22 protein-coding genes and 2 pseudogenes are annotated in these 23,791 nt (G+C 63.7%); 18 read left to right on the plus strand and 6 right to left on the minus strand.

Translation table 11 applies throughout. The features are described 5' to 3' along the window. Nucleotides 1-494: 494 nt before the first annotated feature. Nucleotides 495-1,703: a tyrosine--tRNA ligase gene (tyrS, locus tag R2R70_RS09330; protein WP_410977888.1), complete on the minus strand. Its 1,209-nt coding sequence runs from the start codon at nucleotides 1,701-1,703 to the stop codon at nucleotides 495-497. Between the two features lie 155 nt (nucleotides 1,704-1,858). Between tyrS and R2R70_RS09335 the strand changes: the two genes are divergently transcribed. Further along, nucleotides 1,859-3,007 carry an anhydro-N-acetylmuramic acid kinase gene (locus tag R2R70_RS09335; protein WP_107335683.1) on the plus strand — a complete coding sequence of 383 codons (1,149 nt, stop codon included), beginning with the start codon at nucleotides 1,859-1,861 and terminating at the stop codon, nucleotides 3,005-3,007. A 90-nt stretch (nucleotides 3,008-3,097) separates the two neighbouring features. Here the strand turns inward: R2R70_RS09335 and R2R70_RS09340 are convergent, their stop codons facing one another. After that, nucleotides 3,098-4,252 carry a PilT/PilU family type 4a pilus ATPase gene (locus R2R70_RS09340; RefSeq protein ID WP_043333447.1) on the minus strand — a complete coding sequence of 385 codons (1,155 nt, stop codon included), beginning with the start codon at nucleotides 4,250-4,252 and terminating at the stop codon, nucleotides 3,098-3,100. Between the two features lie 139 nt (nucleotides 4,253-4,391). Beyond that, entirely contained in the window at nucleotides 4,392-5,423 is a 1,032-nt protein-coding gene (locus tag R2R70_RS09345) for a type IV pilus twitching motility protein PilT (RefSeq protein ID WP_043333445.1), read from the minus strand. Between the two features lie 195 nt (nucleotides 5,424-5,618). On the opposite strand from R2R70_RS09345, the gene R2R70_RS09350 reads away from it, so the two are divergent. The 6 genes from R2R70_RS09350 (at nucleotide 5,619) to R2R70_RS09375 (ending at nucleotide 10,856) form a co-directional block, all read left to right on the plus strand. Further along, complete coding sequence (locus R2R70_RS09350; protein WP_107335684.1) at nucleotides 5,619-6,371, plus strand: YggS family pyridoxal phosphate-dependent enzyme; 753 nt, start codon at nucleotides 5,619-5,621, stop codon at nucleotides 6,369-6,371. Between the two features lie 88 nt (nucleotides 6,372-6,459). Then, nucleotides 6,460-7,302: a pyrroline-5-carboxylate reductase gene (gene proC, locus R2R70_RS09355; RefSeq protein WP_107335685.1), complete on the plus strand. Its 843-nt coding sequence runs from the start codon at nucleotides 6,460-6,462 to the stop codon at nucleotides 7,300-7,302. A 149-nt stretch (nucleotides 7,303-7,451) separates the two neighbouring features. Further along, the gene (locus tag R2R70_RS09360) at nucleotides 7,452-8,033 is read left to right on the plus strand and encodes a YggT family protein (RefSeq protein ID WP_410977889.1); all 582 of its coding nucleotides are present in this window, start codon (nucleotides 7,452-7,454) and stop codon (nucleotides 8,031-8,033) included. A 269-nt stretch (nucleotides 8,034-8,302) separates the two neighbouring features. Then, the gene (locus R2R70_RS09365; protein WP_192839096.1) at nucleotides 8,303-9,496 is read left to right on the plus strand and encodes a homoserine O-succinyltransferase MetX; all 1,194 of its coding nucleotides are present in this window, start codon (nucleotides 8,303-8,305) and stop codon (nucleotides 9,494-9,496) included. Further along, nucleotides 9,489-10,103 carry a methionine biosynthesis protein MetW gene (metW, locus tag R2R70_RS09370; RefSeq protein ID WP_410977890.1) on the plus strand — a complete coding sequence of 205 codons (615 nt, stop codon included), beginning with the start codon at nucleotides 9,489-9,491 and terminating at the stop codon, nucleotides 10,101-10,103. Before R2R70_RS09365 ends, metW begins: the two co-directional genes overlap by 8 nt. Nucleotides 10,104-10,352: 249 nt before the next feature. Next, complete coding sequence (locus R2R70_RS09375) at nucleotides 10,353-10,856, plus strand: acyl-CoA thioesterase (RefSeq protein WP_410977891.1); 504 nt, start codon at nucleotides 10,353-10,355, stop codon at nucleotides 10,854-10,856. A gap of 143 nt (nucleotides 10,857-10,999) precedes the next feature. On the opposite strand, the gene R2R70_RS09380 is transcribed toward R2R70_RS09375, so the two are convergent. Beyond that, a complete protein-coding gene (locus tag R2R70_RS09380; RefSeq protein ID WP_410977892.1) occupies nucleotides 11,000-12,082 on the minus strand; it encodes a ChaN family lipoprotein in 1,083 nt (360 codons plus the stop codon). Nucleotides 12,083-12,267: 185 nt separating this feature from the next. On the opposite strand from R2R70_RS09380, the gene R2R70_RS09385 reads away from it, so the two are divergent. Beyond that, on the plus strand, nucleotides 12,268-12,600 hold the full coding sequence (locus R2R70_RS09385) for a Rieske (2Fe-2S) protein (protein ID WP_410977893.1): 333 nt from the start codon (nucleotides 12,268-12,270) through the stop codon (nucleotides 12,598-12,600). A gap of 58 nt (nucleotides 12,601-12,658) precedes the next feature. On the opposite strand, the gene sfsA is transcribed toward R2R70_RS09385, so the two are convergent. Next, nucleotides 12,659-13,501 (minus strand): DNA/RNA nuclease SfsA, encoded by an 843-nt coding sequence (sfsA, locus tag R2R70_RS09390; RefSeq protein ID WP_410977976.1) that lies wholly within the window; start codon nucleotides 13,499-13,501, stop codon nucleotides 12,659-12,661. Then, nucleotides 13,501-14,685 carry an aminotransferase class I/II-fold pyridoxal phosphate-dependent enzyme gene (locus R2R70_RS09395; protein WP_410977894.1) on the minus strand — a complete coding sequence of 395 codons (1,185 nt, stop codon included), beginning with the start codon at nucleotides 14,683-14,685 and terminating at the stop codon, nucleotides 13,501-13,503. The genes sfsA and R2R70_RS09395 overlap by 1 nt, the downstream gene beginning before the upstream one ends. A gap of 275 nt (nucleotides 14,686-14,960) precedes the next feature. Here R2R70_RS09395 and dksA point away from each other — a divergent pair, with 275 nt between their 5' ends. From dksA to panD, 10 genes and pseudogenes are all read left to right on the plus strand, one after another. Next, nucleotides 14,961-15,398: an RNA polymerase-binding protein DksA gene (gene dksA / locus R2R70_RS09400; protein WP_043333424.1), complete on the plus strand. Its 438-nt coding sequence runs from the start codon at nucleotides 14,961-14,963 to the stop codon at nucleotides 15,396-15,398. Nucleotides 15,399-15,532: 134 nt separating this feature from the next. Beyond that, entirely contained in the window at nucleotides 15,533-16,468 is a 936-nt protein-coding gene (gene gluQRS / locus R2R70_RS09405) for a tRNA glutamyl-Q(34) synthetase GluQRS (protein WP_410977895.1), read from the plus strand. A gap of 132 nt (nucleotides 16,469-16,600) precedes the next feature. Next, nucleotides 16,601-17,521 (plus strand): annotated as a pseudogene (locus R2R70_RS09410) (sigma-54-dependent transcriptional regulator); the annotation flags it as partial. A 501-nt stretch (nucleotides 17,522-18,022) separates the two neighbouring features. After that, nucleotides 18,023-18,199: pseudogene (locus R2R70_RS09415) on the plus strand (sigma-54-dependent Fis family transcriptional regulator); the annotation flags it as partial. Between the two features lie 474 nt (nucleotides 18,200-18,673). Then, nucleotides 18,674-19,180, plus strand: coding sequence for a hypothetical protein (locus R2R70_RS09420; protein WP_152965404.1), 507 nt, complete (start codon nucleotides 18,674-18,676; stop codon nucleotides 19,178-19,180). A gap of 129 nt (nucleotides 19,181-19,309) precedes the next feature. Further along, nucleotides 19,310-20,710, plus strand: coding sequence for a polynucleotide adenylyltransferase PcnB (gene pcnB / locus R2R70_RS09425; protein ID WP_131431144.1), 1,401 nt, complete (start codon nucleotides 19,310-19,312; stop codon nucleotides 20,708-20,710). Nucleotides 20,711-20,756: 46 nt separating this feature from the next. Continuing rightward, complete coding sequence (folK, locus tag R2R70_RS09430; RefSeq protein ID WP_131431143.1) at nucleotides 20,757-21,254, plus strand: 2-amino-4-hydroxy-6-hydroxymethyldihydropteridine diphosphokinase; 498 nt, start codon at nucleotides 20,757-20,759, stop codon at nucleotides 21,252-21,254. A gap of 169 nt (nucleotides 21,255-21,423) precedes the next feature. After that, entirely contained in the window at nucleotides 21,424-22,215 is a 792-nt protein-coding gene (gene panB, locus R2R70_RS09435) for a 3-methyl-2-oxobutanoate hydroxymethyltransferase (protein ID WP_131431142.1), read from the plus strand. Next, on the plus strand, nucleotides 22,215-23,069 hold the full coding sequence (gene panC / locus R2R70_RS09440) for a pantoate--beta-alanine ligase (RefSeq protein WP_410977896.1): 855 nt from the start codon (nucleotides 22,215-22,217) through the stop codon (nucleotides 23,067-23,069). Before panB ends, panC begins: the two co-directional genes overlap by 1 nt. A 122-nt stretch (nucleotides 23,070-23,191) precedes the next feature. Continuing rightward, nucleotides 23,192-23,572 (plus strand): aspartate 1-decarboxylase, encoded by a 381-nt coding sequence (gene panD / locus R2R70_RS09445; RefSeq protein WP_216061162.1) that lies wholly within the window; start codon nucleotides 23,192-23,194, stop codon nucleotides 23,570-23,572. Nucleotides 23,573-23,791: the final 219 nt, after the last annotated feature.

Below are 23,791 nucleotides of genomic sequence, written 5' to 3' on the forward strand. Positions count from 1 at the left end.
ATTTGGTGACCTTGTCACCACTCATCGGCAAGCGCTCACACGAATTACCTGATCAAATTTTTAAAGAGCGTCGCTGTTAAGCGAGGAGGCATATTCTACCCGGAACGCTTGAGAAGTCAAGCACTTGATAATGAGTCAGCCGACTGCCTCTAAGCATCATCAAGCGGTGAGGAGCGTTGCTCGATCACCTGTTCCGTAAGGAGTGCGGCGTATTCTAGCGAATCGCCCGGGATTGTCAATCGATGAATTCGAAGCGGACTTCAAAAACATCAAGAAAAACAGTCACCTGCAAATCTCTTTCACCGCTGGTAACGCCATGCGTCCCCGGCAGCGGATGCGTACTTTACGCACGAACCGCCGTGAGGGCAAGGGCTTTCTTGAGAGAATCTCGCCGCAATGATGTCAGGCGCTCACAACGCGTTCGGCCCCACCATGTCTGGTGGGGCCGAACAGGAGCGACATACGCCAGCGTCTTCTCAATACCTGTCAGCACCTCAGCGCGTCACGGTCACTCGTGCGTAGCGCTTCTTGCCCGCCTGGATGACGATGGCAGTATCGAAAGGTGCCATATAGGAAGGCTCGACCACTTCGCCATCCACTTTCACGCGACCATTCTTGAGCATGTCCTTGGCCTGGGCACTGTTGTTTGCCAGGCCCGCACGATTGATGACCGCAGCGATCGGCGCCACCTCGGCGCCTTCCAGGCTGACGGTGACATCCGGCATGTCCGCCGGCAACTCGCCGTCGGCCAGCTGATTGCCGCTGGAAAGATGCGCCGTCGCCGCCGCTTCTTCATCGTGGAAGCGTGCCACCAGCTCGCGCGCCAGCTCCATCTTGATATCACGCGGGTTGGCACCGTCGTCGATGCTGGCCATCAGCGCCTTCACTTCATCGAGAGGACGCAGCGACAGCAGCTCGAAGTAACGCCACATCAGCGAATCCGGCATGGAGACGATCTTGTTGAACATCTCGCCCGGGCGGTCGTTGATGCCGATGTAGTTGCCCAGCGACTTGGACATCTTCTGCACGCCATCCAGACCCTCGAGGATCGGCATGGTGATCACGACCTGCGGCTCCTGGCCACGCTGGCGCTGCAGCTCACGCCCCATCAGCAGATTGAACTTCTGATCGGTGCCGCCAAGCTCGATATCCGCTTCCAGCGCCACGGAGTCATACCCCTGGATCAGCGGGTAGAGGAACTCATGGATGGAGATCGGCTGATTGCCGGTGTAGCGCTTGTCGAAATCGTCACGCTCGAGCATGCGCGCGACCGTACTGGAGGCCGCCAGCTCGATCATGTCACCCGCGGAGAGCTTGTTGATCCATTCGGAGTTGAAGGCGATGCGCGTCTTCTCCTTGTCGAGGATCTTGAAGACCTGCTCCTGATACGTCAGGGCATTGGCCTTCACATCCTCTTCGGTCAGCGGCTTGCGCGTCACGCTCTTGCCGGTGGGGTCGCCGATGCGGCCGGTGAAATCACCGATCAGGAAGATGATCTCGTGACCGAGGTCCTGCAGCTGGCGCAGCTTGTTGATCAGCACCGTATGACCGAGATGCAGGTCCGGCGCCGTCGGATCAAAGCCCGCCTTGACCTTGAGCTTGCGCCCGGACTCGAGCTTCTTGATCAGCTCTTCCTCGACCAGCACCTCATCGGTACCGCGCTTGATGATCCCCAGCGCTTCCACTACTGACTTGTCGCTCATCCTGCCCTCTCTGACCGTTGCTGCTCCCCTCGTAACGGGGCATGTTGGCCGAGAATGTTAGCATGACGAGCATGGCATGCACCCCCTGCCGCAGAGCGGCGTGCTCACAAGCTTCACCCCCCTGTTGCACGCCCCCAATGATCGGGAGACCCCCAATGGCGCTCTACCTTGGCTTGATGACCGGCACCAGCCTGGACGGACTCGATATCGCCTTGCTCGATATCACCCCCTCCTCGCCAGACCACGAACGGATTCGCTTCATTGATGGGCTCGATCTGCCGCTGCCCGAGACACTGCGGACTCGTCTCTGGCAGCTGATGCATTGTGATGAGGCATGCTTCGCCGACCTCGCCGCTGCCGAGCAGGCGTTGGCCGAACTGGCCGCCAGCGCAGTGACGCGCTTGCTGACCCGCCAGCAGCTGAGTGCAGACGATGTCACGGCGATTGGCAGCCATGGCCAGACCATCGAGCATCGCCCCTACGGCTTCAGCGACCGGCCATGCCACACGCCCTACACCCTGCAGCTCGACAACCCCAGCCTGCTGGCCGAGCTGTGCGGCATTCCCGTCGTCGCTGACTTCCGGCGCCGTGACCTGGCCGCCGGCGGTCAGGCGGCCCCGCTGGCGCCCGCCTTCCACGCTGCTCTTTTCAGTCAGCCAGACCAATGGCATGGGCTGCTCAATCTGGGCGGCATCGCCAATCTGACGCTACTTCCCCCTCAGGACTCCACGGCTGACGTCATCGGCTTCGATACCGGCCCCGCCAACTGCCTGCTGGATGCCTGGCATGCGCGCCATCGTGGCACCGCGGTGGATCAGGACGGTCAATGGGCCGCCAGCGGCAAGGTGATTCCTGACTTGCTCGAGAGATTGCTGTCGGCCGATTACTTCCGCCGACCACTTCCCAAGAGCACTGGCCGCGAAGACTTCCATCTCGACTGGTTGGCACAGCACCTGACCGGCGACGAGTCACCGGCCGACGTGCAGGCCACGCTCCTGAGCCTGACCGTCGAGAGCATCGTGCAGGCACTGGAGCAGACCGGCGTTTCACTGGCCGCGCTGACACCCTGTGGTGGCGGGGCACGCAATGGCGCCCTGCTCACGCAGCTGGAGCAGCGCCTGGCGCAAGGCGAGCAAGCGACGCCCCTCGTGTCCTGCGCTGACATGGGCTGGAACGCAGACCTGCTCGAAGCCAGCGCCTTTGCCTGGCTCGCGGCGCGCAGAGTACTGGAGCGCCCCGGCAACCTGCCCAGCGTCACCGGCGCGAGCGGCCCGAGAGTGCTGGGCGGCCTCTACGCTCGCTGATCCTCAGCGAATATGAAAAAGCCGCCCTCTTCCTCAGAAGAAGGGCGGCTCTTGATTGGCCGATCTCTACGCCAACATCACCGACACGCCTCAGTCGTCATCCCCTTGCAGCGAGAAGCGACTGGCGGCATTCAGGACATCCAGCTGGGCTTCCTGGGCGCTGTCGGAATCACCGAACTTGATCATCAGGCGCAGGTCATTGGCGGAATCGGCATGCGCCAATGCCACTTCCTCGGTGATCAAGCCCTGCTGATGCAAGGCGTACAGCGATTGATCGAAGGTCATCATGCCCTGCTGCTGCGAGCGTTTCATGACGTCCTTGATCTCGACCACCGCGCCCTTGCGGATCAGATCGACGATCAGCGGCGAACGCAGCATCACCTCAATGGCCGGCACGCGCTGGGTGGTGTTGCCACTCTTGTGAGGCAACAGCTGCTGGGCAACGATCCCCTTGAGGTTCAGCGACAGGTCCATCCACACCTGTTCATGACGTTCCTCCGGGAAGAAGTGGATGATGCGGTCCAGCGCCTGGTTGGCATTGTTGGCATGCAACGTCGCAAGACACAGGTGACCGGTCTCGGCGAAGGTCAGCGCGTGCTCCATGGTCTCACGCGAGCGGATCTCGCCGATCATGATCACGTCCGGCGCCTGGCGCAGCGTATTGCGCAGTGCCACCTCGAAGGACTCGGTATCGATCCCCACTTCACGCTGCGTCACGATGGAGCGCTGGTGAGGGTGGATATACTCGATCGGGTCTTCGATGCAGATGATATGCCCGCTCGAGGTCTGGTTGCGGTGCTGGATCATCGCCGCCAGCGAGGTCGACTTGCCGGCGCCGGTGCCGCCGACGAAGATCACCAGACCACGCTTGGTCTCGGAAAGCCCCTTGATGATCTCCGGCAGCCGCAACTCTTCCAGGCTGGGAATCGACAGCTGGATGCGGCGAATCACCATGCCCATCTGGCTACGCTGGTAGAAGGCGCTGATCCTGAAGCGCCCGACTCCCGGCAGACTATGCGCGAAGTTGGCCTCGCGCTCTTCCTCGAAGCGCTCGCGCTGCATGTCACTCATCGGTGCGAGCACCAGCTCTCTCACCTGATCGACACTCAGCTTCTTGTCACCCAGCGCCACCATGCGGCCATTGACCTTCATCTGCGGCGGTGTGCCGGTGGAGATGAACAGGTCCGAGCTGCCCTTGCTGACCATCAACTGCAGAAGTTCATGCAGCCATTCATGAGGAGTCATGAGTTGTATCCCGATATGCGCCTTGAGAGTCGCGCCCAAGGCCTCGCGCTGAAATGCCGTCCCATGAACCTGAAAAGTTGACGTGTTCCGGCCCCTGCCCCACCTACCTGCAACGTGATTGTCGGTACTCCCGGCGAATTCAGCTCAACAAGCCCTTGGCTTTCGCCTGAGCATCTTCATTGGTCACCAGCCCTTCCGCCAACAGACGCGTCAGCGCTGCATCCAGTGTCTGCATACCCAGGGCGCCACCGGTCTGGATGGAGGAATACATCTGCGCCACCTTGTCCTCGCGGATCAGGTTACGAATGGCAGGCGTCGCGATCATGATCTCGTGAGCCGCCACCCGGCCACCGCCGATCTTCTTGAGCAGTGTCTGGGCGATGACGCCCTGCAGGGACTCGGACAGCATCGAGCGCACCATCGACTTCTCCTCGCCGGGGAAGACGTCAATGATACGGTCGACGGTCTTGGTCGCGGAGGTGGTGTGCAGGGTACCGAACACCAGGTGGCCCGTCTCGGCCGCGGTCAGCGCCAGGCGGATGGTCTCGAGATCTCGCAGCTCGCCGACCAGAATGACATCCGGGTCTTCACGCAGCGCCGAGCGCAGCGCGGGCGCGAAACCGTGGGTGTCACGGTGCACTTCACGCTGGTTGACCAGACACCGCTTGGACTGGTGCACGAATTCCACCGGGTCCTCGATGGTGAGGATGTGGTCGTACTTGTTCTCGTTGATGTAATCGACCATCGCCGCCAGCGTGGTGGATTTACCGGAGCCGGTCGGCCCGGTGACAAGAATCAGGCCGCGCGGCAGCATGCACATCTTGCGGAAGGCTTCACCGAGCCCCAGATCCTCCATCGTCAGCACTTCCGAGGGGATGGTACGGAAGACGGCCCCCGCGCCACGCCCCTGATGGAAGGCGTTGACACGAAAGCGCGAGACACCCGGCACCTCGAAGGAGAAATCGGTCTCGAGGAATTCCTCGAAGTCACGGCGCTGCTTGTCGTTCATGATCTCGTAGATCAGCGCGCGCACCTGCTTGTCATCCATTGACGGCACATTGATGCGCCGCACATCACCGTCGACACGAATCATCGGTGGCAAACCAGCGGACAGGTGAAGATCCGACGCGTTCTGTTTTGCCGAAAAAGCCAGCAGTTCGGTAATATCCATGCAGTTCCCTCGCGAAGACCGAAGCTCTTGTACCAACGAGTCTTGTGTACTCTGGTGAAAGTGTGAAGTGGCTCTTCAGTAGATAGTGCGATGAGCACCATGTCACCAGGCCTGTCACGCTCATGCTATTGATGACACGCCTGATACCGTGCCAGCCATCGCCAGGTTGTTCCAAAAATTCTGGAGCCGAGCCGCATGACCGCAGTCCCCGACGACGAAGCTTGTGTTACCCAGTGTATCCTAGAGGCCCGCGCGCGGCTGGAAAAGGCATTGCAGACAAGTAAACGCAACGCTGATTCGGCGCAAGTGCTGGCCGTCAGCAAGACCAAACCCGCCACGCTGGTGCGCGCAGCCTGGCACTCCGGCCAGCGGGCCTTCGGCGAGAACTACCTGCAGGAAGCGCTGGACAAGCAGCAGGCGCTGTCGGACCTCACCGATATCGAATGGCATTTCATCGGCCCCATCCAGTCCAACAAGACGCGCGCCATTGCCGAGCACTTCGCCTGGGTGCATACCGTGGAACGCGAGAAGATCGCACGCCGCCTGAGCGAGCAGCGCCCCGGTGAGCTGGGCGCGCTCGATGTCTGCCTGCAGGTCAATATCTCCGGCGAAGCCTCCAAGGCTGGCGTGGCGCCGCAGGGACTGCTGGCGCTGGCCGAGACGGTGATCGCGCTGCCCGGGCTGCGCCTGCGCGGCCTGATGGCGATTCCGGCCCCCTGCGCCGCCGATGCCAGTGAGACCGAGCGCCGTGCGCCCTTCCGCCAGCTGCGCGAGCTGCTGGAGCAACTGCAGACGCGCTTCCCCGCCGCCAGCTACCCGCAGGCCCGGCTCGATACGCTCTCGATGGGCATGAGCGCGGATCTTGAGGCCGCCGTCGCTGAAGGTGCGACACTGGTACGCCTCGGCACTGCCATCTTCGGCGCACGTGACTATTCCCACGTCCACTGAGTCCAACGCTCGCTGATGCAAGCCCAACGCTCACGCAAGGCTCTCGAGCTTGCCGCCAGCCCTTCCACTGAATGATCAGGAGCACCGCATGACGCACCAGAGCACCGCTACACCGCGCACCATCGCCTTCATCGGCGCCGGCAACATGGCCAGCGCCATCTTCGGCGGCATGGTCGATGCCGGCTATCCCGCGGACCGCATCATCGCCACGGCTCGCTCGCGCGAGACACTCGATGCACTCGAGCAGCGCTACGGCGTGAGCACGACCCAGGACAACGCCTACGCCGTCTCGCAAGCCGATGTCGTGGTGCTGGGCGTCAAGCCGCAGATGATGCATGACGTCTGCCAGGCGCTGACCCCTGCGGTGCAGAACCGCAAGCCGCTGATCGTCTCGGTCGCGGCCGGCATCACCTGCGACAGCCTCGAGCGCTGGCTGGGCGGCGACCTCGCCATCATCCGCTGCATGCCCAACACACCGTCACTGGTCGGTGTCGGTGCCAGCGGCCTCTATGCCACCGCCCAGGTGACGGAGGAGCAACGTGGCTTGATGGATGAGATGCTGACTGCGGTCGGTATCGTCGAGTGGGTCGAGGAAGAAGGCCTGCTGGAAGCCGTCACCGGCATTTCCGGTTCCGGCCCGGCCTACTTCTTCCTGTTCATCGAGTCACTCGAAGCGGCAGGCATCGAGCTGGGGCTGAACGCCGAGACCGCGCGCCGCCTGGCGATCCAGACCGCCCGCGGTGCCGCCGAGATGGCCTTCTCCAGCGAGCATGAGCCTGCCGAGCTGCGCCGCCGCGTGTGCTCACCGAACGGCACCACGGAGCGCGCCATCAACAGCTTCGAGGAGGATGGCCTGCGCGAGATCGTCGCGCGCGCCGCCAAGGCCTCCAGCGTGCGCGCCGCCGAGCTTGCCCGCGAGCTGGATCGCTGACAGCCTCTGCCCCACTGACAACTCCTGCAGGCCGCTGGCAGCCCGGGTCACAACAGGCCATCATGCGCTGTTCATCTGTTGTTGGCATGCTAGCGGCATGACGCGTGCACTATCGCGCGCCCACTTCTCACCGTCTTAAGGAAAGCCCCATGGGTGCTATGGGTAATATCGGACTTCAGCTGGTCACCATCCTGCTGCAACTGTTTGTCTACATCCTGATGCTGCGCTTCCTGCTGCAGCTGTCCCGCGCGGACTTCTACAACCCGGTCACCCAGTCAGTGGTCAAGGCGACCAACCCGCTGGTGGCCCCGTTGCAGGGCATCCTGCGCCCGCTGGGTCGCTTCGACATCGCCACCCTGGCCGCGGCCTTCATCGTCGTCAGCCTGGTGCTGGTCGCGATCGGCGCCCTGTTCGGTAGCGGCATGCTGCCGGTCGGCTTCATCGCGTTGACGGCGCTGGGCACCATTCTCGACAGCATCATCAACATCTACTTCTTCGCCCTGATCGCGATGATCATCCTGTCGTGGGTCGCACCGCAGGCCAACCACCCGGGCGCCATCCTGGTCCACCAGCTGGTCGATCCGATCATGAAGCCGGTGCGCAAGGTGATCCCGTCGATCGGCATGCTCGATCTGTCCCCGATCTTCGTGTTCATCGCGCTCAATCTGGTCGGCAGCCTGATCAACCAGACCCTGCCGTCACTGGGTATGCTGCGCAGCGCCTTCAGTTAAGCCGGCGCTCCGCCAGCAAGGTTGGCTCGCTCGCGCCCAGCGCACAGGCCGACGAGATCAGCGCCCGCCACGGACTCCCGTGGCGGGCGCTCTTGCATCAAGTCTCACTGGATCACGCGTGCGCACGCTGTGCTAGAGTGAGCCCTCGGCCGAAGTCAGAACCACGGTGCACGAGACGCCCACAAGGCGCATCACCGCGGCTTCGCGCCCCGGACACGGGCCTTGCCCCGAACACTCTGCTGGACATGATGCTGGAAACCTTCACCACGATGCCTGATTCCCTGCCCCCGGATTCGGTCGGTCTCGTCACGCCTCAGACTGCCCACTTCAATACCCCGCTGGAGCTGGCCTGCGGCAGACGCCTCGAGCAGTACTCGCTGGTCTACGAGACCTACGGCGAGCTGAACGCGGACGCCAGCAACGCCATCCTGATCTGTCATGCCCTCACCGGCCACCATCATGCGGCTGGCTATCACGCCATGAGCGACCGCAAGCCTGGCTGGTGGGACGACTACATCGGCCCCGGCAAGCCCATTGATACCTCGCGCTTCTTCGTCATCGCGCTGAACAACATCGGCGGCTGCCACGGCAGTACCGGCCCGACCTCGATCAACCCGGAGACGGGCGAGCAATGGGGGCCTGACTTCCCATTGGTGACCGTGCCGGACTGGGTCGAGAGCCAGAAGCGCCTCGCCGAGTCTCTCGGCATCACCCGCTTCGCGGCGGTGGTCGGCGGCTCGCTGGGTGGCATGCAGGCGCTGCAGTGGGTGATGGACCACCCTGATCGCGTCGGCCACGTCGCCATCATCGCCTGCACGCCGAAACTCTCGGCGCAGAACATCGCCTTCAATGAAGTCGCGCGTCAGGCGATTCGCTCTGACCCGGAATTCCATGACGGCTGGTACTCGCGTGTCGATGCCGTGCCCAGGCGCGGCCTCAAGCTGGCGCGCATGGTCGGTCACATCACCTATCTTTCCGAGCATTCGATGGGCACCAAGTTCGGGCGTGATCTGCGTCAGGACCGCCTCAACTTCGGTTACGACGTCGACTTCCAGGTCGAGAGCTATCTGCGCCACCAGGGCGATACCTTCTCCACCGCCTTCGATGCCAATACCTACCTGCTGATGACCAAGGCGCTCGACTACTTCGATCCTGCCGCCACGGCAGGCGATGACCTGTCCGCGGCCATGGCGCCGATCAGCTGCCCGGTACTGGTGGTCAGCTTCACCACCGACTGGCGCTTCGCGCCGTCACGCTCTCGCGAGCTGGTCAATGCCATGATCCATGCCGGCAAGTCGGTCAGCTACGCCAACATCGACTCGCCGCACGGCCATGATGCCTTCCTGCTGCCGGGCGAACGCTACGAGACGGTGCTGGGCAACTTCCTGACTCGCGCTTACGACCACGCCTGTGGCGCCCAAGCCACGCAAAAGCCGAGCACCAAGGAGACCAGCCATGCGTAACGATCTCGCCCAGATTCATGACTGGATTCCCGAAGGCGCGCGCGTGCTGGACCTCGCCTGCGGTGACGGCACCCTGCTGGCCTCCCTCAAGGAGACCAAGCAGGTCTTCGGCTATGGCCTGGAGATCGACCCCGACAACATCAGTGCCTGTGTCGCCCGTGGCGTGAACGTCATCGAGCAGAATGTCGATGACGGCCTGGCCAACTTCGCCGATGACACCTTCGATCGCGTGGTGATGTCCCAGGCATTGCAGGTGCTGCGTCGCCCGGACCGTGCGCTGGAGGAGATGATGCGCGTCTCGCGTGAGGCCATCATCACCTTCCCCAACTTCGCCTACTGGCGTCACCGCCTGCACCTTGGTCTCAAGGGACGCATGCCGGTCTCCAAGTCGCTGCCTCACGCCTGGTACGACACGCCGAACATCCACCTGTCGACCTTCGCGGACTTCGAGCGCCTGTGTCGCGCTCAGGGTCTCAAGATCATCGACCGCGCGGTCGGCAATGGCGATCACGAGCCACACCCGGCGGCGACCTGGTGGCCGAACCTGTTCGGGGAAGTGGCCATCTTCCGCGTCTGCCGCGACAACTGCCCGTCCGACCAGCGCTGAGTTCAGGCGCCCTACAGCAGTCGCCACAGACCAAGCGCCAGGCACCGCAAGAAAACGGCCGACAGGACACTCCTGTCGGCCGTTTCGCGTCATGACGCCACCGATTCTTCCGCGCCGCGATAGCGCTGCGCTATCCGGGCCATGCACAGACAGTCGCAACTAAAGTCTATATACTTTCGGGGTAAACGCAGCTGAGGATCACGGCACGCACTTCCGGTGAGGTGCGCCGGCATCCCGAGGAGAGAGTGCATGAACTTCCATACCCGCAAATGGGTCAAGCCTGAAGATCTCAACCCCAACGGCACCCTGTTCGGTGGACGCCTGCTGGCCTGGATCGATGAAGAAGCAGCCATCTACGCCATCGTCCAGCTGGGTACCTCGCGCGTGGTCACCAAGTTCATGTCGGAGATCAACTTCGTCTCCAGCGCGCGTCAGGGCGACATCATCGAACTGGGCATCACCGCCAGCGCCTTCGGTCGCACCTCGATCTCGCTGTGCGTCGAGATCCGCAACAAGATCACCCGCGAGCGCATCCTGACCATCGACCGCATCGTGCTGGTCAGCGTCGATGCCGACTTCAAGCCGGTGCCCCACGGCCGCACGCGCATCACCTATATCGAAGACCGCTTCCGTGAGCAGGCCGGCAGCAACGATAGTCATAACGACGGCCACAATGACAGTCACAAAGACGAAACGCCGCAGAAGGCACCGCGTCGTCGTGCCGACAGCGCGACGGATCTCAAGAACGCCTGATCGCGTCACTCTTCAGGTCGCGCCACGCAGGTAGCACCAACGAAAAAGGCACCTCCGAGAGGTGCCTTTTTTCATGCCGGCAATTCAGGCCGCTGTGGTGTACCTGATGTCCGAGGGCTGACTAAGCAGGGCCTGACTGACCGCTAGCTGACGGTCGTCTGCATCGTCTCACGCAGGCCTTCACAGGCATCCGCGACTGGCGCCGTCGCCGGCGTGAACCACACCAGGTCATAGGCCGGCGCCGCACCGGCACTCTCCGGCAGATAATCGGTGAGATGTGTCAGCGGCTGACCCGCGTCATCCCAGGCCACCGGCATCAGCGCCACGGACAGCGTGCTGCCGTCCAGCCAGCGCGGCACGCCGATATCACGACGGGCATGGCCTGAGCCACACACCAGCAGGCTGGTGGCGCCATCGGCCGCCAGGCCCTCCAGGCGTTCTGCCATCTGCTGATCCCGCGCCAGCTGCGCACGCAGCATCGCATCCAGGCGCTCTGCGCCCAGCAGGCCGCAATGGCCTTCATCCAGTGCCTCACGCTGCAGACGCAGCACCGCTTCCGGGAGCGCCAACGGCGACTGTCCCGGTGCCATGCTGGCCTCCAGCTGTGCCGCCGACAGGCTGGCAGAGGCGAGCGGCGCGCCACTGTCCAGCGCTCCGCGCAGCAGAGGGGCGTAGTCGGTGAAGGGCCAGCGCGCATTCCAGGCCAGCAACTGCTGAAGCTCGTCATCCGGCAATCCGGCGACCGCAAGCGACGTACGATTGGCCAGCGACAAGGCGGCATCCTGGGTCGTGTCCAGCATCTCCAGCGCCACACCACCTAGCTGACGCCGCGCGACCAGCGCATCGATCAACCAGCGTTCCAGCTGGTGATGGTCCGGATTGTCGTGATGCTCGCCCAGCAGCACCATCGAGTGCGCCTGACTCCAATCGACCAGCGCCGCTGGCGACAGACGACGATTGCCCTCCGCGACCAGAATGCTGCCCAGCAACGGGTGGGATGCCTTGGGGTCATGCCAGGCCGGCAGCGGTGGCAACGGCCCGTTGGCCGGCTGAGCGGCCTGCGCGAGCGGGCTGGCCAGTGCCGTGCCCAGCACGGAAAGCCCGCCCGCCGAGGCGACCATGCCGGCCAGCAACTGGCGACGGCTTACCCCGGCCGCAAGCTCAGGCGTCTCGGATTCGTTGCTGGAGCGGAAGCTGGAAGTGATCGAGCGGCGAAATAGCGACATGAAGATGACCCGGCATGGAAGGAAGCGGCAAGACACGGTAAAAGACCACAAGAGAGCGTGCCAACGCTGCCATGATACCCGATGCGAGCCCCCTCATGTCCGAAAGGCCACCAACCCTCCCCCAAGGGCCCTCATCCAGGCTGTGCTTGAGGCTGCCCCTGCCATCACTGCCCGTCGGCCGCAGCATGACACTGGCGCTCGATGATGGCCGTCCGGCCTTGCTGGTGATGCAACCCGATGGCCCGCGCGCCTTCCTCGACCGCTGCCCGCACCAGGGCAGCCGAATGCTGACCGAGGACGAGACTGGCGATCCCTACATGGACGCGACCGGCGGCTTGATCCTCTGCCACCGCCATCAGGCCTGTTTCGAACCGCATCACGGCACCTGCATCAGCGGACCCTGCGTCGGCCAACGCTTGACCGCGCTGGACGTTGAGCTGGTGCACAACGACGCCTCACAAGCACAGCTGCTGCTATGGGAGGCCGCAGGCAGCGGTGGAGAAATGAGGGAGAGATGATAGAGAGATTATGGAGAGAGGCGAGCGCTGACTGACAGGCTGAGCGCCAGCGACCTGATCAGCCAGCAAAGCGCGCGTCATGCAGTGGTAGCGCGTGCGTCAGACCCAGTCTTGCTCGCCACAGCGGCTGACCCGCGTCCGAAAGGTACTCCTCGAGCGTGATCTGCATGCCCAGCGCCACTACCTCGACACCAGCGGCCTGCGCCCGGGCAAAGGCCTGCGCATAGGCCGGATCGAGATGCGCCGCCGGTGCGACATCCTCGATCCCGACATGGGCGACGCAGAACACCAGCACGCAGCGGTGCCCTGCTGCGACCAGCGCCGCGAGGCTGGCCAGATGACGCTGTGCACGCGTACTCACCGAGTCCGGGAAATAGCCATGACCATCGGCTTCACGCAGCGTCAGTTGCTTGACCTCCAGATAGATCGAGGCCGCGCCCTCCTCCTTCGGCCACATCTGGAAATCGAGCCGTGAGCGTTCCGGGATGTCATTACCCGGCAGCAGGACCTCGACACGCGACTCGCGCTTGAGGCGCGCAAAGTCGGCAAGCCCCATGTCGTGCAGCACGCTGACGCTGGCCTGCTGCAGCGCCGCCTCGACATGGGCATTGGCACGTCCGGTATGCACCGCCACCAAGGCCTCACGCCGGCCGTCAGCGCTGGGTGGGTCCAGGGGCAGGCGAATCAGCTCCCAGGTCCAGGCGAGCTTGCGCTTGGGGTTGTCGGAGGGCGATAGCCATACCTCACAACCTTCGACGCACACCGCGCGCATCGAGCCGGTATTCGGGCAATGCGCCGTCACCACTTCTCCGGCCCGCTCACCCTCGAGCAGCTCCACCTCGGCGAAGAAGCGCTTGTAGCGACGGATCAGACGACCACGATACAGCCCCTCAAGCGCCATCAAGCCGACACTCCCGCCTGAGTGTCACGCCGCTCAAGGAAGCGCTCCATGCGAGCCAGGGCCTCGCGCAGACGCGCCTCATCGGCGGTGAAGGCGATACGCACATGGCGACGCCCTTCGGCCAGCGCGAAGTCCGTGCCCGGCGTGATGGCGACATTCTCTTCTTCCAGCAGTGCGCGGCAGAAGGCCTCGCTGTCATCACTCAGATGCGAGATATCCAGCCAGACGTAGAAGGCGCCCTGCGGCGGCACCGACGGCGCCAGTCCCAGACGCTCAAGCCCGGCCAGCAGCACGCCACGGCGGGCTTCGAGCACCTGCCGACGACGCTCGAGCTCCGCTTCGCATTCCGGCGTGAAGGCTGCCAGCGCCGCATGCTGGGCAGGCGTCGAGGCAGCCAGGAAGACATTCTGCGCCAGGCGTGACAAGGGCTCGACCGCCGCTTCAGGCGCCACCAGCCAACCCAGCCGCCAGCCCGTCATGCCGAAGTATTTCGAGAAGCTGTTGATGACGAAGGCATCGGGGCACTCCGCCAGTGCGGTGTGCGCAGGCACGCCATAGGTCAGCCCCTGATAGATCTCATCCACCAGCAGATGCGCATCACGCGACTGGCACAGCTCGCCCAGCGCCTTCAATTCCTCGGGCGACAGCACGTGTCCGGTGGGATTGGAGGGCGATGCCACCATCACGGCCCGCGTGTTCTCGCGCCAGAAATCATCGGCAAGTTCGGCGGTCAGCTGCCAGCCACTCTCGGCATTGACGGGCACCACATCCAGCTGGGCATCCACCAGGCCCATGAAGTGGCGATTGCAGGGGTAGGTCGGGTCGGCCATCAACACGCTGTCGCCACGTTCGGCGCACAGCAATGTGGCCAGCAGCAAGGCACCGGAGGCGCCGGGCGTGATGATGATACGGGAGGGAGAGACCGTGACGCCGTGGCGACGCTGGTAGTCTGCCGCGATGGCCTCGCGCAGGGCCGGCAGGCCGCAGGCGGGGGTGTAGCGCGTCTGACCGGCCGCCAGCGCCGCCTGCCCGGCGGCGATCACCGGCGCGGGGGTCGGGAAGTCGGGCTCACCCACTTCCAGATGAATGACGTCATGGCCCGCGGCCTCGCGCGCCTGGGCGGCTTCCAGCAGCGTCATCACGCGAAAGGCAGCGACGGATTCAAGACGGCGGGCAAACGGCATGACAGCACTCCTCAGGATGGGAGCTTCATTCTAGGCGCCTGCCAAGGCCCATTCCCAGCCCCTTCGTGCAGGAAAATCGGTGTTTGCCGGTACACGCCGGACCACTGCCCGCTACAAACTATCGTCGGAGATCGGTTGCAAACTTGTCATTTTTACGCTAAATAAGCTGATCTTCTCGCGAGGGCAGCAGTCAGGACAGCCCCCTCGCCGTGGCCAAGGAGGCAGTGCAACAGACTGTCGACGGCCCAAGTCACCTTGCGGAATGAGGCGGTCCCATGCCCTTAGCTGAAACCAAGCCGGAAGCGCTTAAGAAATTCACCCCGTATGAGCCGGCAGCGGGTGAAGAGTACATGAACGAGAAGCAGCTAGCGCACTTCCGTCAGATCCTGCTGGACTGGAAACAGGAGCTGATGGAAGAGGTCGATCGCACCGTGCGTCACTTGCAGGAAGATGCCAACAACTACGCGGACCCTGCAGACCGTGCCACTCAGGAAGAAGGCTTCAGCCTCGAACTGAGAACACGTGATCGCGAGCGCAAGCTGTTGAAGAAGATCAACGAGACCATCGAGAACATCGATGAAGACGACTACGGCTTCTGCGAAGCCTGCGGCGTCGAGATCGGCATTCGTCGTCTGGAAGCACGTCCGACCGCTACCCAGTGTGTCGACTGCAAGACGCTGGCCGAGTTGAAGGAAAAGCAGCTGGGCCGCTAAGCCCTGCTGTCGATGAAGCGACGTCAGGCCGTCGCCCTCATCCCCCATACGGGCACCCTCCTCGGAGCGGTGCCCGTATGCGTTCAGGCCCTGCTGCCTGCGAATTCCCCACCACGAAGGATGACGGAGCCCACATGCCTACCGCCTACCGTGGCCGCTTTGCCCCTACCCCTTCCGGCCCGCTGCATGCGGGCTCACTGCTGGCCGCTGTCGCCAGCTATCTCGATGCCCGCCATCACGGCGGCGAGTGGCTGGTGCGTATCGAGGATATCGACCCGCCGCGCTGCCCCGCCGGGAGCGCCGATACCATCCTGCGCCAGCTGGATGCCTTCGGCCTGCAGCGCGATGGCGAGCTCCGCTATCAGAGCCAGCGTCACGCCGCCTACGCCGAGGCACTAGAGCAACTGAAGGCCAGTGGTATCGCCTACCCGTGTGATTGCTCGCGCAAGCAGTGGCGCGAGCATGCCATCTACCCCGGCTGGTGCCGTGAGCGAACCGAGCCTCCCACGGGCGAGCATGCCTGGCGGCTGGATGTGCGTGCGGCAGAGCGCTTCGGCGGCACTCGGGCCATCGCTGGCTGGCAGGACCGCCTGCAGGGCGCGGTCCAGCTGGATCTCGCCACGCTCGGCGATGTGGTGCTCAAGCGACGCGATGGCCTGTGGGCCTATCAGCTGGCCGTGGTGGTGGATGATGCCGAGCAGGGCATCACCGATGTCGTGCGCGGGCTCGATCTGCTCGACAACAGCCCCTGGCAACGTCTGCTGCAGGCCGCGCTTGACCTGCCGATGCCCCGCCTGACGCACCTGCCGCTGATCACGGCCGCCAATGGCCAGAAGCTCTCCAAGCAGAATCTGGCGCCGGCGCTGCCGGAAGACACTAGCGCGATTCGAACACTGCTGCACCATACCCTGACGCTGCTCGGTCAGGCGCCGCCGCCCGAACTGGCGACCGCCAGCCCCGCTGAGCAACTCGCCCACGCCACTCCTCGCTGGTCACTCGCGGCGGTCGGCACCGCGCCGTCACTCAGTGCGGCCACTGCTCCAATGCCAAGGACCGATGAGGGCAGCTGAGACCAGACACGCCATGCACTCGGGACGCCTGACAACAGCCACGATTGTCGGATTGCCTCCCCTGTGGGAACAGGACAGACTCGAACGACAGTCATTCCCTCATGCACACCCTCAGGCGAGCGACATCACCCCATGGCCCGGATTCTGATCGTCGAAAAGGAAGGTGCTTCGCGCAACACGCTGCAGCATCTGCTGGAGCGCGAGGGTCACGACGTGGTGCAGGCCAGCGGCCTGGAGGATGCCCGTCTGCAGCACCCCGCCGACTTCGCGCTGGTGATCTGCGACAGCGAACTGGCCGGAGAGCATGCCGACCCGATCCTGCGCGCCAGCCGGCCAACTCCCGTGCTGCTGCTGGCCGACAATCCCAGCCTGCACGCCGCCATCGGCTGCCTGAAGGCGGGGGCAGCCGACTATCTGCCCAAGCCGTTCGACCAGCAGGCCTTCGCGCGCAGCGTGCGAGATGCGCTGTCGCTGCCACGCCAGGGGACGCCGAGTGCCGCGCCCCCTCCGCCCCAGGCACATGCTGGCACGGCCAACAAGCCGGTGGAGATGATTGGCCATTGTCGCGCCATGCAACAGGTCTATACCCGCATCCGCAAGGTTGCGCCCGCCGATGTCACCGTGCTGGTGCTCGGTGAGTCCGGCACCGGCAAGGAGCTGGTCGCGCGCGCCATTCACCGTCAGAGCGAACGCCATCAGGCGCCGCTGATCTGCGTCAACTGCGCTGCCATTCCCGAGACATTGATCGAGTCCGAGCTGTTCGGCCATGAAAAAGGCGCCTTCACCGGCGCCACCAGCTCGCGCACCGGCCTGATCGAAGCCGCCGACGGCGGCACGCTGTTTCTGGACGAGATCGGTGAACTGCCGCTGGATGCCCAGGCACGTCTGCTGCGAGTGCTGCAGGAGGGCGAAATTCGCCGCGTGGGGGCCATCGAGACCCGCTACGTCGACATCCGCCTCATCGCCGCGACCCACCGCAACCTGCATCAGCTCTCGGCCAGCGGCGAGTTCCGCCTCGACCTCTACTACCGCTTGAACGTGATGGAGATCGACCTGCCGCCCCTGCGTGAGCGCGGCGATGACGTGCTGGAACTGGCCGAGCACCTGCTGGCCGGCATCGCCCGCAAGCATGGCCGTGACGGCATGCGACTCTCTCAACGGGCGCGACAGGAAATCCATCACTACGCCTGGCCCGGCAATGTCCGTGAGCTGGAAAACGCCCTCGAGCGTGGCGTCATCCTGGCGGAGCGCCGCATCATCGCCCCGGAAGACCTCGGCCTGCGCACGCCCTCAGGGCAGCCGCTTCAGGCAACGCCCGCCGCAACGGCCGACCCGGCGGCACCCTCCACTGCTCAGACGCCGAAGACAGCGGGCAAAGGGGCGGCGAAAGGAGCGATGAAAGGCACAGTGAAAAGCGCCGCCAGGGACGCAAGTCCCGAGACGGCCGCAGCGCCTGCCACAGGGCAACCCGCGACCAGCCAACAGGACATGGGTCAGCCACCGCCTGCGGACACCCCACGCAGCGGCCTCTCGGTGGTCGGCGATGCCAGTGAGGAGGAAGACCTTTCGCTGGAGGACTACTTCCAGCACTTCGTGCTCGAGCATCAGGACCACATGAGCGAGACCGAGCTCGCACGCCGCCTGGGCATCAGCCGCAAGAACCTCTGGGAGCGACGTCAGCGCCTGGGCATTCCACGTCGCAAGGGCCGCCGCAGCTCTCCCGCAAACTGACGTTGGCGTAATGAAGCTGGAGCGACGCTGGAGCACTGACGCTGGCGCACAGAAGTCACTGCGCTGAAGTTACTGCGCTGAAGCTACTGCACCATGCAGGTGCCCTCCCGAGCGAGCAACCCGCCTGCGGCGCCGCCTTGCCTGCCACAGATCTCCACATCATCGAGGGCATCGCTAGACTTTAGTGTCGAAAGACTCGCAAAAAACCCAGCTCAATCATTAGCTTGCAAGGCACTTCGTTAGACCTTCGCACCAATTGTTACCATCGACCCCAAATCATGACCCCATCCAGCGCACCAATGGGCACGTCAGGTAACACCTCGCACCTCTCTACACCTCACGTCTCAGCGACCTATGTCTAAATGACTGAATTGCTGGTTTTTTTTAAGCTGTGGCACATCCGATGCAATAACACGGTCAAGAAAAAGAACAACCGGAAATACGAAGCGCGCCCAACAACAACAAGAACGCGCAATGCTTCGAAAACCCTCGACACCAACAAGAACAATACCCGTCGAGCGCGTGACATTGATGATGAACCGCATGCCTCACTACATGAGTGGTGACAGGCAAGAGCCAAAACAAGAACAAACGGCCGCAGTTCATCATCCGCCGATCCAACAACAACAAGATATCGGCAGTCCGGAATCTACTGACCAGGACGCGACGAATCCGGCCTCGAGCACCAACAAGAACAACAGGCTCGACCCCGGATCACCCCCGAAACAACAACAACTCGCGGGGGGAGGCTACTCAGCCGTCGGTGAATGGAAGATTGTTTTGAATACGAGATGGTCACCGAACAGACAGCCAGACAACAACAACATGATCTGCAACACGAAGGATCTGTCTGCATTGATTTGTGACTGTGGTGCGTATTCAGGGCGATGCGCCATCACGAAAAAGAACATCCGCTCAAGGATGCGTGTACCCTACCTGCAAGGGAGACCGAGTGATCGGTCTCCCTTTTTCCTTGTCTGAGAGGTGATTTTCGCCTCGTCAGACGCCTTGAAGTGCAGAGTCGGCCCCTGGATGGCAGACCGGCGCTTTGCCAAGGTATCTGCCCTCGGCTACACTGGGCGGCCTGCCACGCACGAGTCGAATCGCTGCATGCTCAAAGGATTTACCCGCTTTCTACAACGCCCCGGTGACCGCTTGAAGACGCTTTTCAATGCAACTGACGCGCCCGCGGCCCCATTGCCCAGCCTGCGTGTGATACCGCGGGATGAGCATCCCGTATCCCGCCGCCAGCTCAGCGAGAATGCGCTGAAGGTACTCTATCGCCTGCAAAGCGGTGGATATCAGGCCTATCTGGTCGGTGGCTGTATCCGTGATGCCCTGCTCGGACAACGCCCCAAGGACTTCGACGTGGCCACCAACGCCACGCCGGAACAGGTCCGCGAGCTGTTCCGCAATGCCCGCATCATTGGCCGTCGTTTCCGTATCGTGCACGTGCGCTTCGGTCGTGAGGTGATCGAGGTCACCACCTTCCGCGGCAAGCCGGCCGATAGCACGCCCAGCCAGCATACCCAGCAGTCGGAAGACGGCATGCTGCTGCGTGACAACGTCTTCGGCTCCATCGAGGAGGACGCGCTGCGCCGCGACTTCACGATCAATGCCCTCTATTACGACGTGTCCGACTTCACGATCCACGACTGGGCCAATGGCGTACGCGATATCGAAGCGCGCATGATTCGCCTGATCGGTGATCCGGAAACACGCTATCGCGAAGATCCGGTGCGCATGCTGCGTGCCGTCCGCTTCGCCGGCAAGCTGGACTTCGACATCGAGGAGGCCACGGCCGAACCGATGTACGAACTGGCCCCGCTGCTGCTGCAGATTCCGCCGGCGCGCATGTTCGAGGAAGTGCTCAAGCTGTTCATGTCCGGCTATGCACTGGAAACCTTCCATCTCCTGCGTGAGTTTGGTCTGTTCCAGATGCTGTTCCCCGAGACGGAAGAGAGCTTCGCGCATTATCAGTGGTCCATGCCGCTGATCGAGAAGGCGCTGGCCAGCACGGACGATCGCATCCGCGAAGACAAGCCGGTCACGCCGGCCTTCCTGTATGCCGCCCTGCTGTGGCCGGGCGTCAAGGCGCGTACCGACCAGCTGATCGCCAGTGGCATGCCCGATATTCCGGCAGCTCACCAGGCGGCTCAGCAGGCGATCGCTCGCCAGCTCAACCACACCTCGATCCCGAAGCGCTTCAGCATTCCGATGCGCGAGATCTGGGACATGCAGGCCAAGTTGCCGCGTCGCCGTGGCAAACGCGCCTTCCAGACCCGCGAGCATCCGCGCTTCCGCGCCGCCTACGACTTCCTGCTGCTGCGCGAATTCGCCGGCGAAGTGAAGCCGGGGCTGGGCAAGTGGTGGACCGACTTCCAGGAAGTCGATGCTCGCACCCAGGTCACGATGATCGAAGGTGTCTCCGATGAAGGCCCCGCCGGCAGCAAGCCGGTCGGCACCAAGCGTCGCGGCAAGCGTCGGCGCAATGGTCGCGGCCAGGGCTGAGCAGTGGCTCGTCTGAGCCACTGCCGTCTCCACGCAGGAACTCCGCATGATTTCGACAGCCTTGATTGGCCTCGGTGCCAATCTTGACGATCCGCGCGCTCAACTGGAGCGCGCGCTTGAGGCTCTCGACCGGCTGCCGCTGACCCGCTGCACGCGACACTCTCGCCTGTATGCCAGCAAGCCGGTCGGCCCGCAGGACCAGCCCGACTTCGTCAATGCCGTCGCCGAGCTATCGACCCGCCTGTCTCCCCTCGCCCTGCTCGATCAACTGCAAGCCCTGGAACAGCAGCATCGCCGCTTGCGGCTGCGTCACTGGGGCCCCCGTACGCTGGATCTGGACCTGCTGCTCTTCAATGACAGCAGGATCTCGACGCCGCGTCTCGTCGTGCCCCATCGCGAAATGCTCAAACGAGGTTTCGTGATGCGTCCGTTGGCTGACCTGCTGGGCCCGCAGCGCCTCAGCGTGCTGGGCGAGGAGAATCTCGAAATACTGGCGTCTCGAGTTGAGGGCGATGACTTGCTCCCCCTCGGACCTCAGGAGTAGAGTTTCGCCATCTTGTTACCGTCGTGCCCACTTTGGCCTGTGCGGTAACACTTTCTGGTAACACCGGCCCGTGTCGCCCGCAGTCCGCCCTCGGCGGCCTTCTCGCGATCGCGGCTGCTCGACGCCACGGGCAGCCGCGTCATACGCGCCGCAACGAGTAAGCGTCCCGATGAAAAACGTCACCCTGAGCACCCTGCGCCGCCTCAAGGCCGATGGTGAGACGTTCAGTTGCCTCACCGCCTACGATGCCACCTTTGCTCATCTTGCCAGCGATGCCGGCATTGAAGTGCTGCTGGTCGGCGACTCTCTCGGCATGGTCCTGCAGGGCCATACCAGCACCCTGCCCGTCACCATCGATGACATCTGCTACCACACCGCCGCCGTGGCACGTGGCAAGCAAGGCAGCCTGCTGATGGCCGACCTGCCCTTCATGAGCAATGCCAGCACCGATATCCTGCTCGACCATGCGGCGCGTCTGATGCGTGCCGGCGCCGAGATGGTCAAGGTCGAAGGCGAAGCCTGGCTGTCCGATGCCGTCACCGCGCTCGTCCAGCGTGGCGTGCCGGTCTGCGTGCACATGGGCCTGACGCCACAGCACGTGCATGCCTTCGGCGGCTACAAGGTACAGGGTCGCGACGAGGCACGTGCCGAGCAGATCATCGCCGATGCCCGCACGCTGGAAGCCGCAGGCGCCGCGATCATCCTGCTCGAATGCGTGCCGTCCGAGCTGGCCGCGCGCATTCGTGATGCCGTCGAGGTGCCGGTGATCGGCATCGGTGCCGGCGTGGATGTCGATGGCCAGATCCTGGTCATGCACGACATGCTCGACCTGACGCCCGGCCGCAAGCCGCGCTTCGTCAAGAATTTCATGAGCGATGCCGGCAGCGTGCAGGAGGCCTTCGCCGCCTACCACCAGGCGGTCAAGACGCGCAGCTTCCCGGCGCCGGAGCACGGCTTCTGATGAAAACCGTCTCCCAGATCAACGTCCTGCGCGAGCAACTCGCCCAGGCGCGCCGCGATGGCCTGCGTATCGCGCTGGTGCCGACCATGGGCAATCTGCATGCCGGCCACCTGTCGCTGGTCCGTGAAGCGCGCCGCCACGCCGACATGGTCGTCGCGAGCATCTTCGTCAACCCGCTGCAGTTCGGCCCCGGCGAAGACCTCGACAGCTATCCGCGCACCCTCGAGGCCGACCAGAATGCGCTGGCCGCCGAAGGATGTGACCTGCTGTTCGCCCCCTCGACGGCGGAACTCTACCCCGCGGGCCGCGACGGGCTGTGCAACGTGCAGGTGCCGGGCGTTTCCGAAGGCCTGTGCGGCGGCAACCGTCCGGGTCACTTCGATGGCGTCGCCACCGTCGTCAGCATCCTGTTCAATCTGGTACGCCCTGAAGTCGCCTGTTTCGGCGAGAAGGACTTCCAGCAGCTGGCCGTGATCCACAAGCTCAACCGCGACCTGCACTTCGGCATCGAGATCATCGGTGTGCCCATCGTGCGTGCCGAGGATGGGCTGGCGCTGTCATCACGCAACGGCTACCTGAGTGAGCAGGAGCGCGTCATCGCGCCGCGTCTCAAGCAGTGCCTCGACGCCCTGAAGGCTCGCCTTGAGCAGGGCGTGGCGCGTGATGTGGCGCTGCGCGAGGCACTGGCCGCCATCAGCGAGAGCGGCTTCAAGCCGGACTACCTCGAGCTGCGCCGCGCGGCTGACCTGGGGCCGGTCGAGGATGACACGCGCGAGGCGGTGATTCTGGTCGCCGCACACCTGGGCCGTACGCGCCTGCTCGATAACCTGAAGGTCGCCTTGCCGGTGGCCTGATGCCTGATTAGACTGCGCCGCCTTGCACCCTGGCGTGGCACTGTCCGCCACGTCAGACGCGCCATGGCCCTGGTCCCAGGGCCTTGATCTGCGCCCGGTGGCGCTCAACCGGAGACATCCTGATGCAAGCCATCATGCTCAAGGCCAAGCTGCACATGGCCCGCGTGACTCACGCCGTCCTCAACTACGAGGGCTCCTGCGCCATCGATGGCGACCTGCTCGACATGGCAGGCATTCGTGAGTACGAACAGATCCAGATCTACAACGTGGACAACGGCAAGCGCTTCACCACCTATGCCATTCGCGGCGAAGAAGGCTCGAAGATCATTTCGGTGAACGGCGCCGCAGCCCACCAGGCCGACGTCGGCGACCGCGTGATCATCTGCGCCTTCGCCCACTACGCCGAGAGCGAACTGGACGCGCACAAGCCCTCCATGGTCTATCTGATGGAAGGCAACGACGTCAGCCATACGGCCAACGCCATCCCGGTCCAGATGGCCTGAGCCCCCCCCCTTGCTGCCTGCCGCTTCACGCCCTGAGGGCTGATGCTTTCAGGCCTTGAGCCTGCCGCGAGCGTTCCAACACGACGCCAGCCCTGCCTGTCAGAGCGCTGGCGTCGTGCCGTCTGGACAGGCGATACGTATGGCTAAAGGCTGACACTGGAGATGCCCTTTGGTGATTGCCGCACCGCACAAAACTGCCTTATGCTGGAATCTCACCTC

Origin of the sequence: Cobetia sp. SIMBA_158 (assembly GCF_046566945.1) — a bacterium.
Classification (GTDB): domain Bacteria; phylum Pseudomonadota; class Gammaproteobacteria; order Pseudomonadales; family Halomonadaceae; genus Cobetia; species Cobetia amphilecti.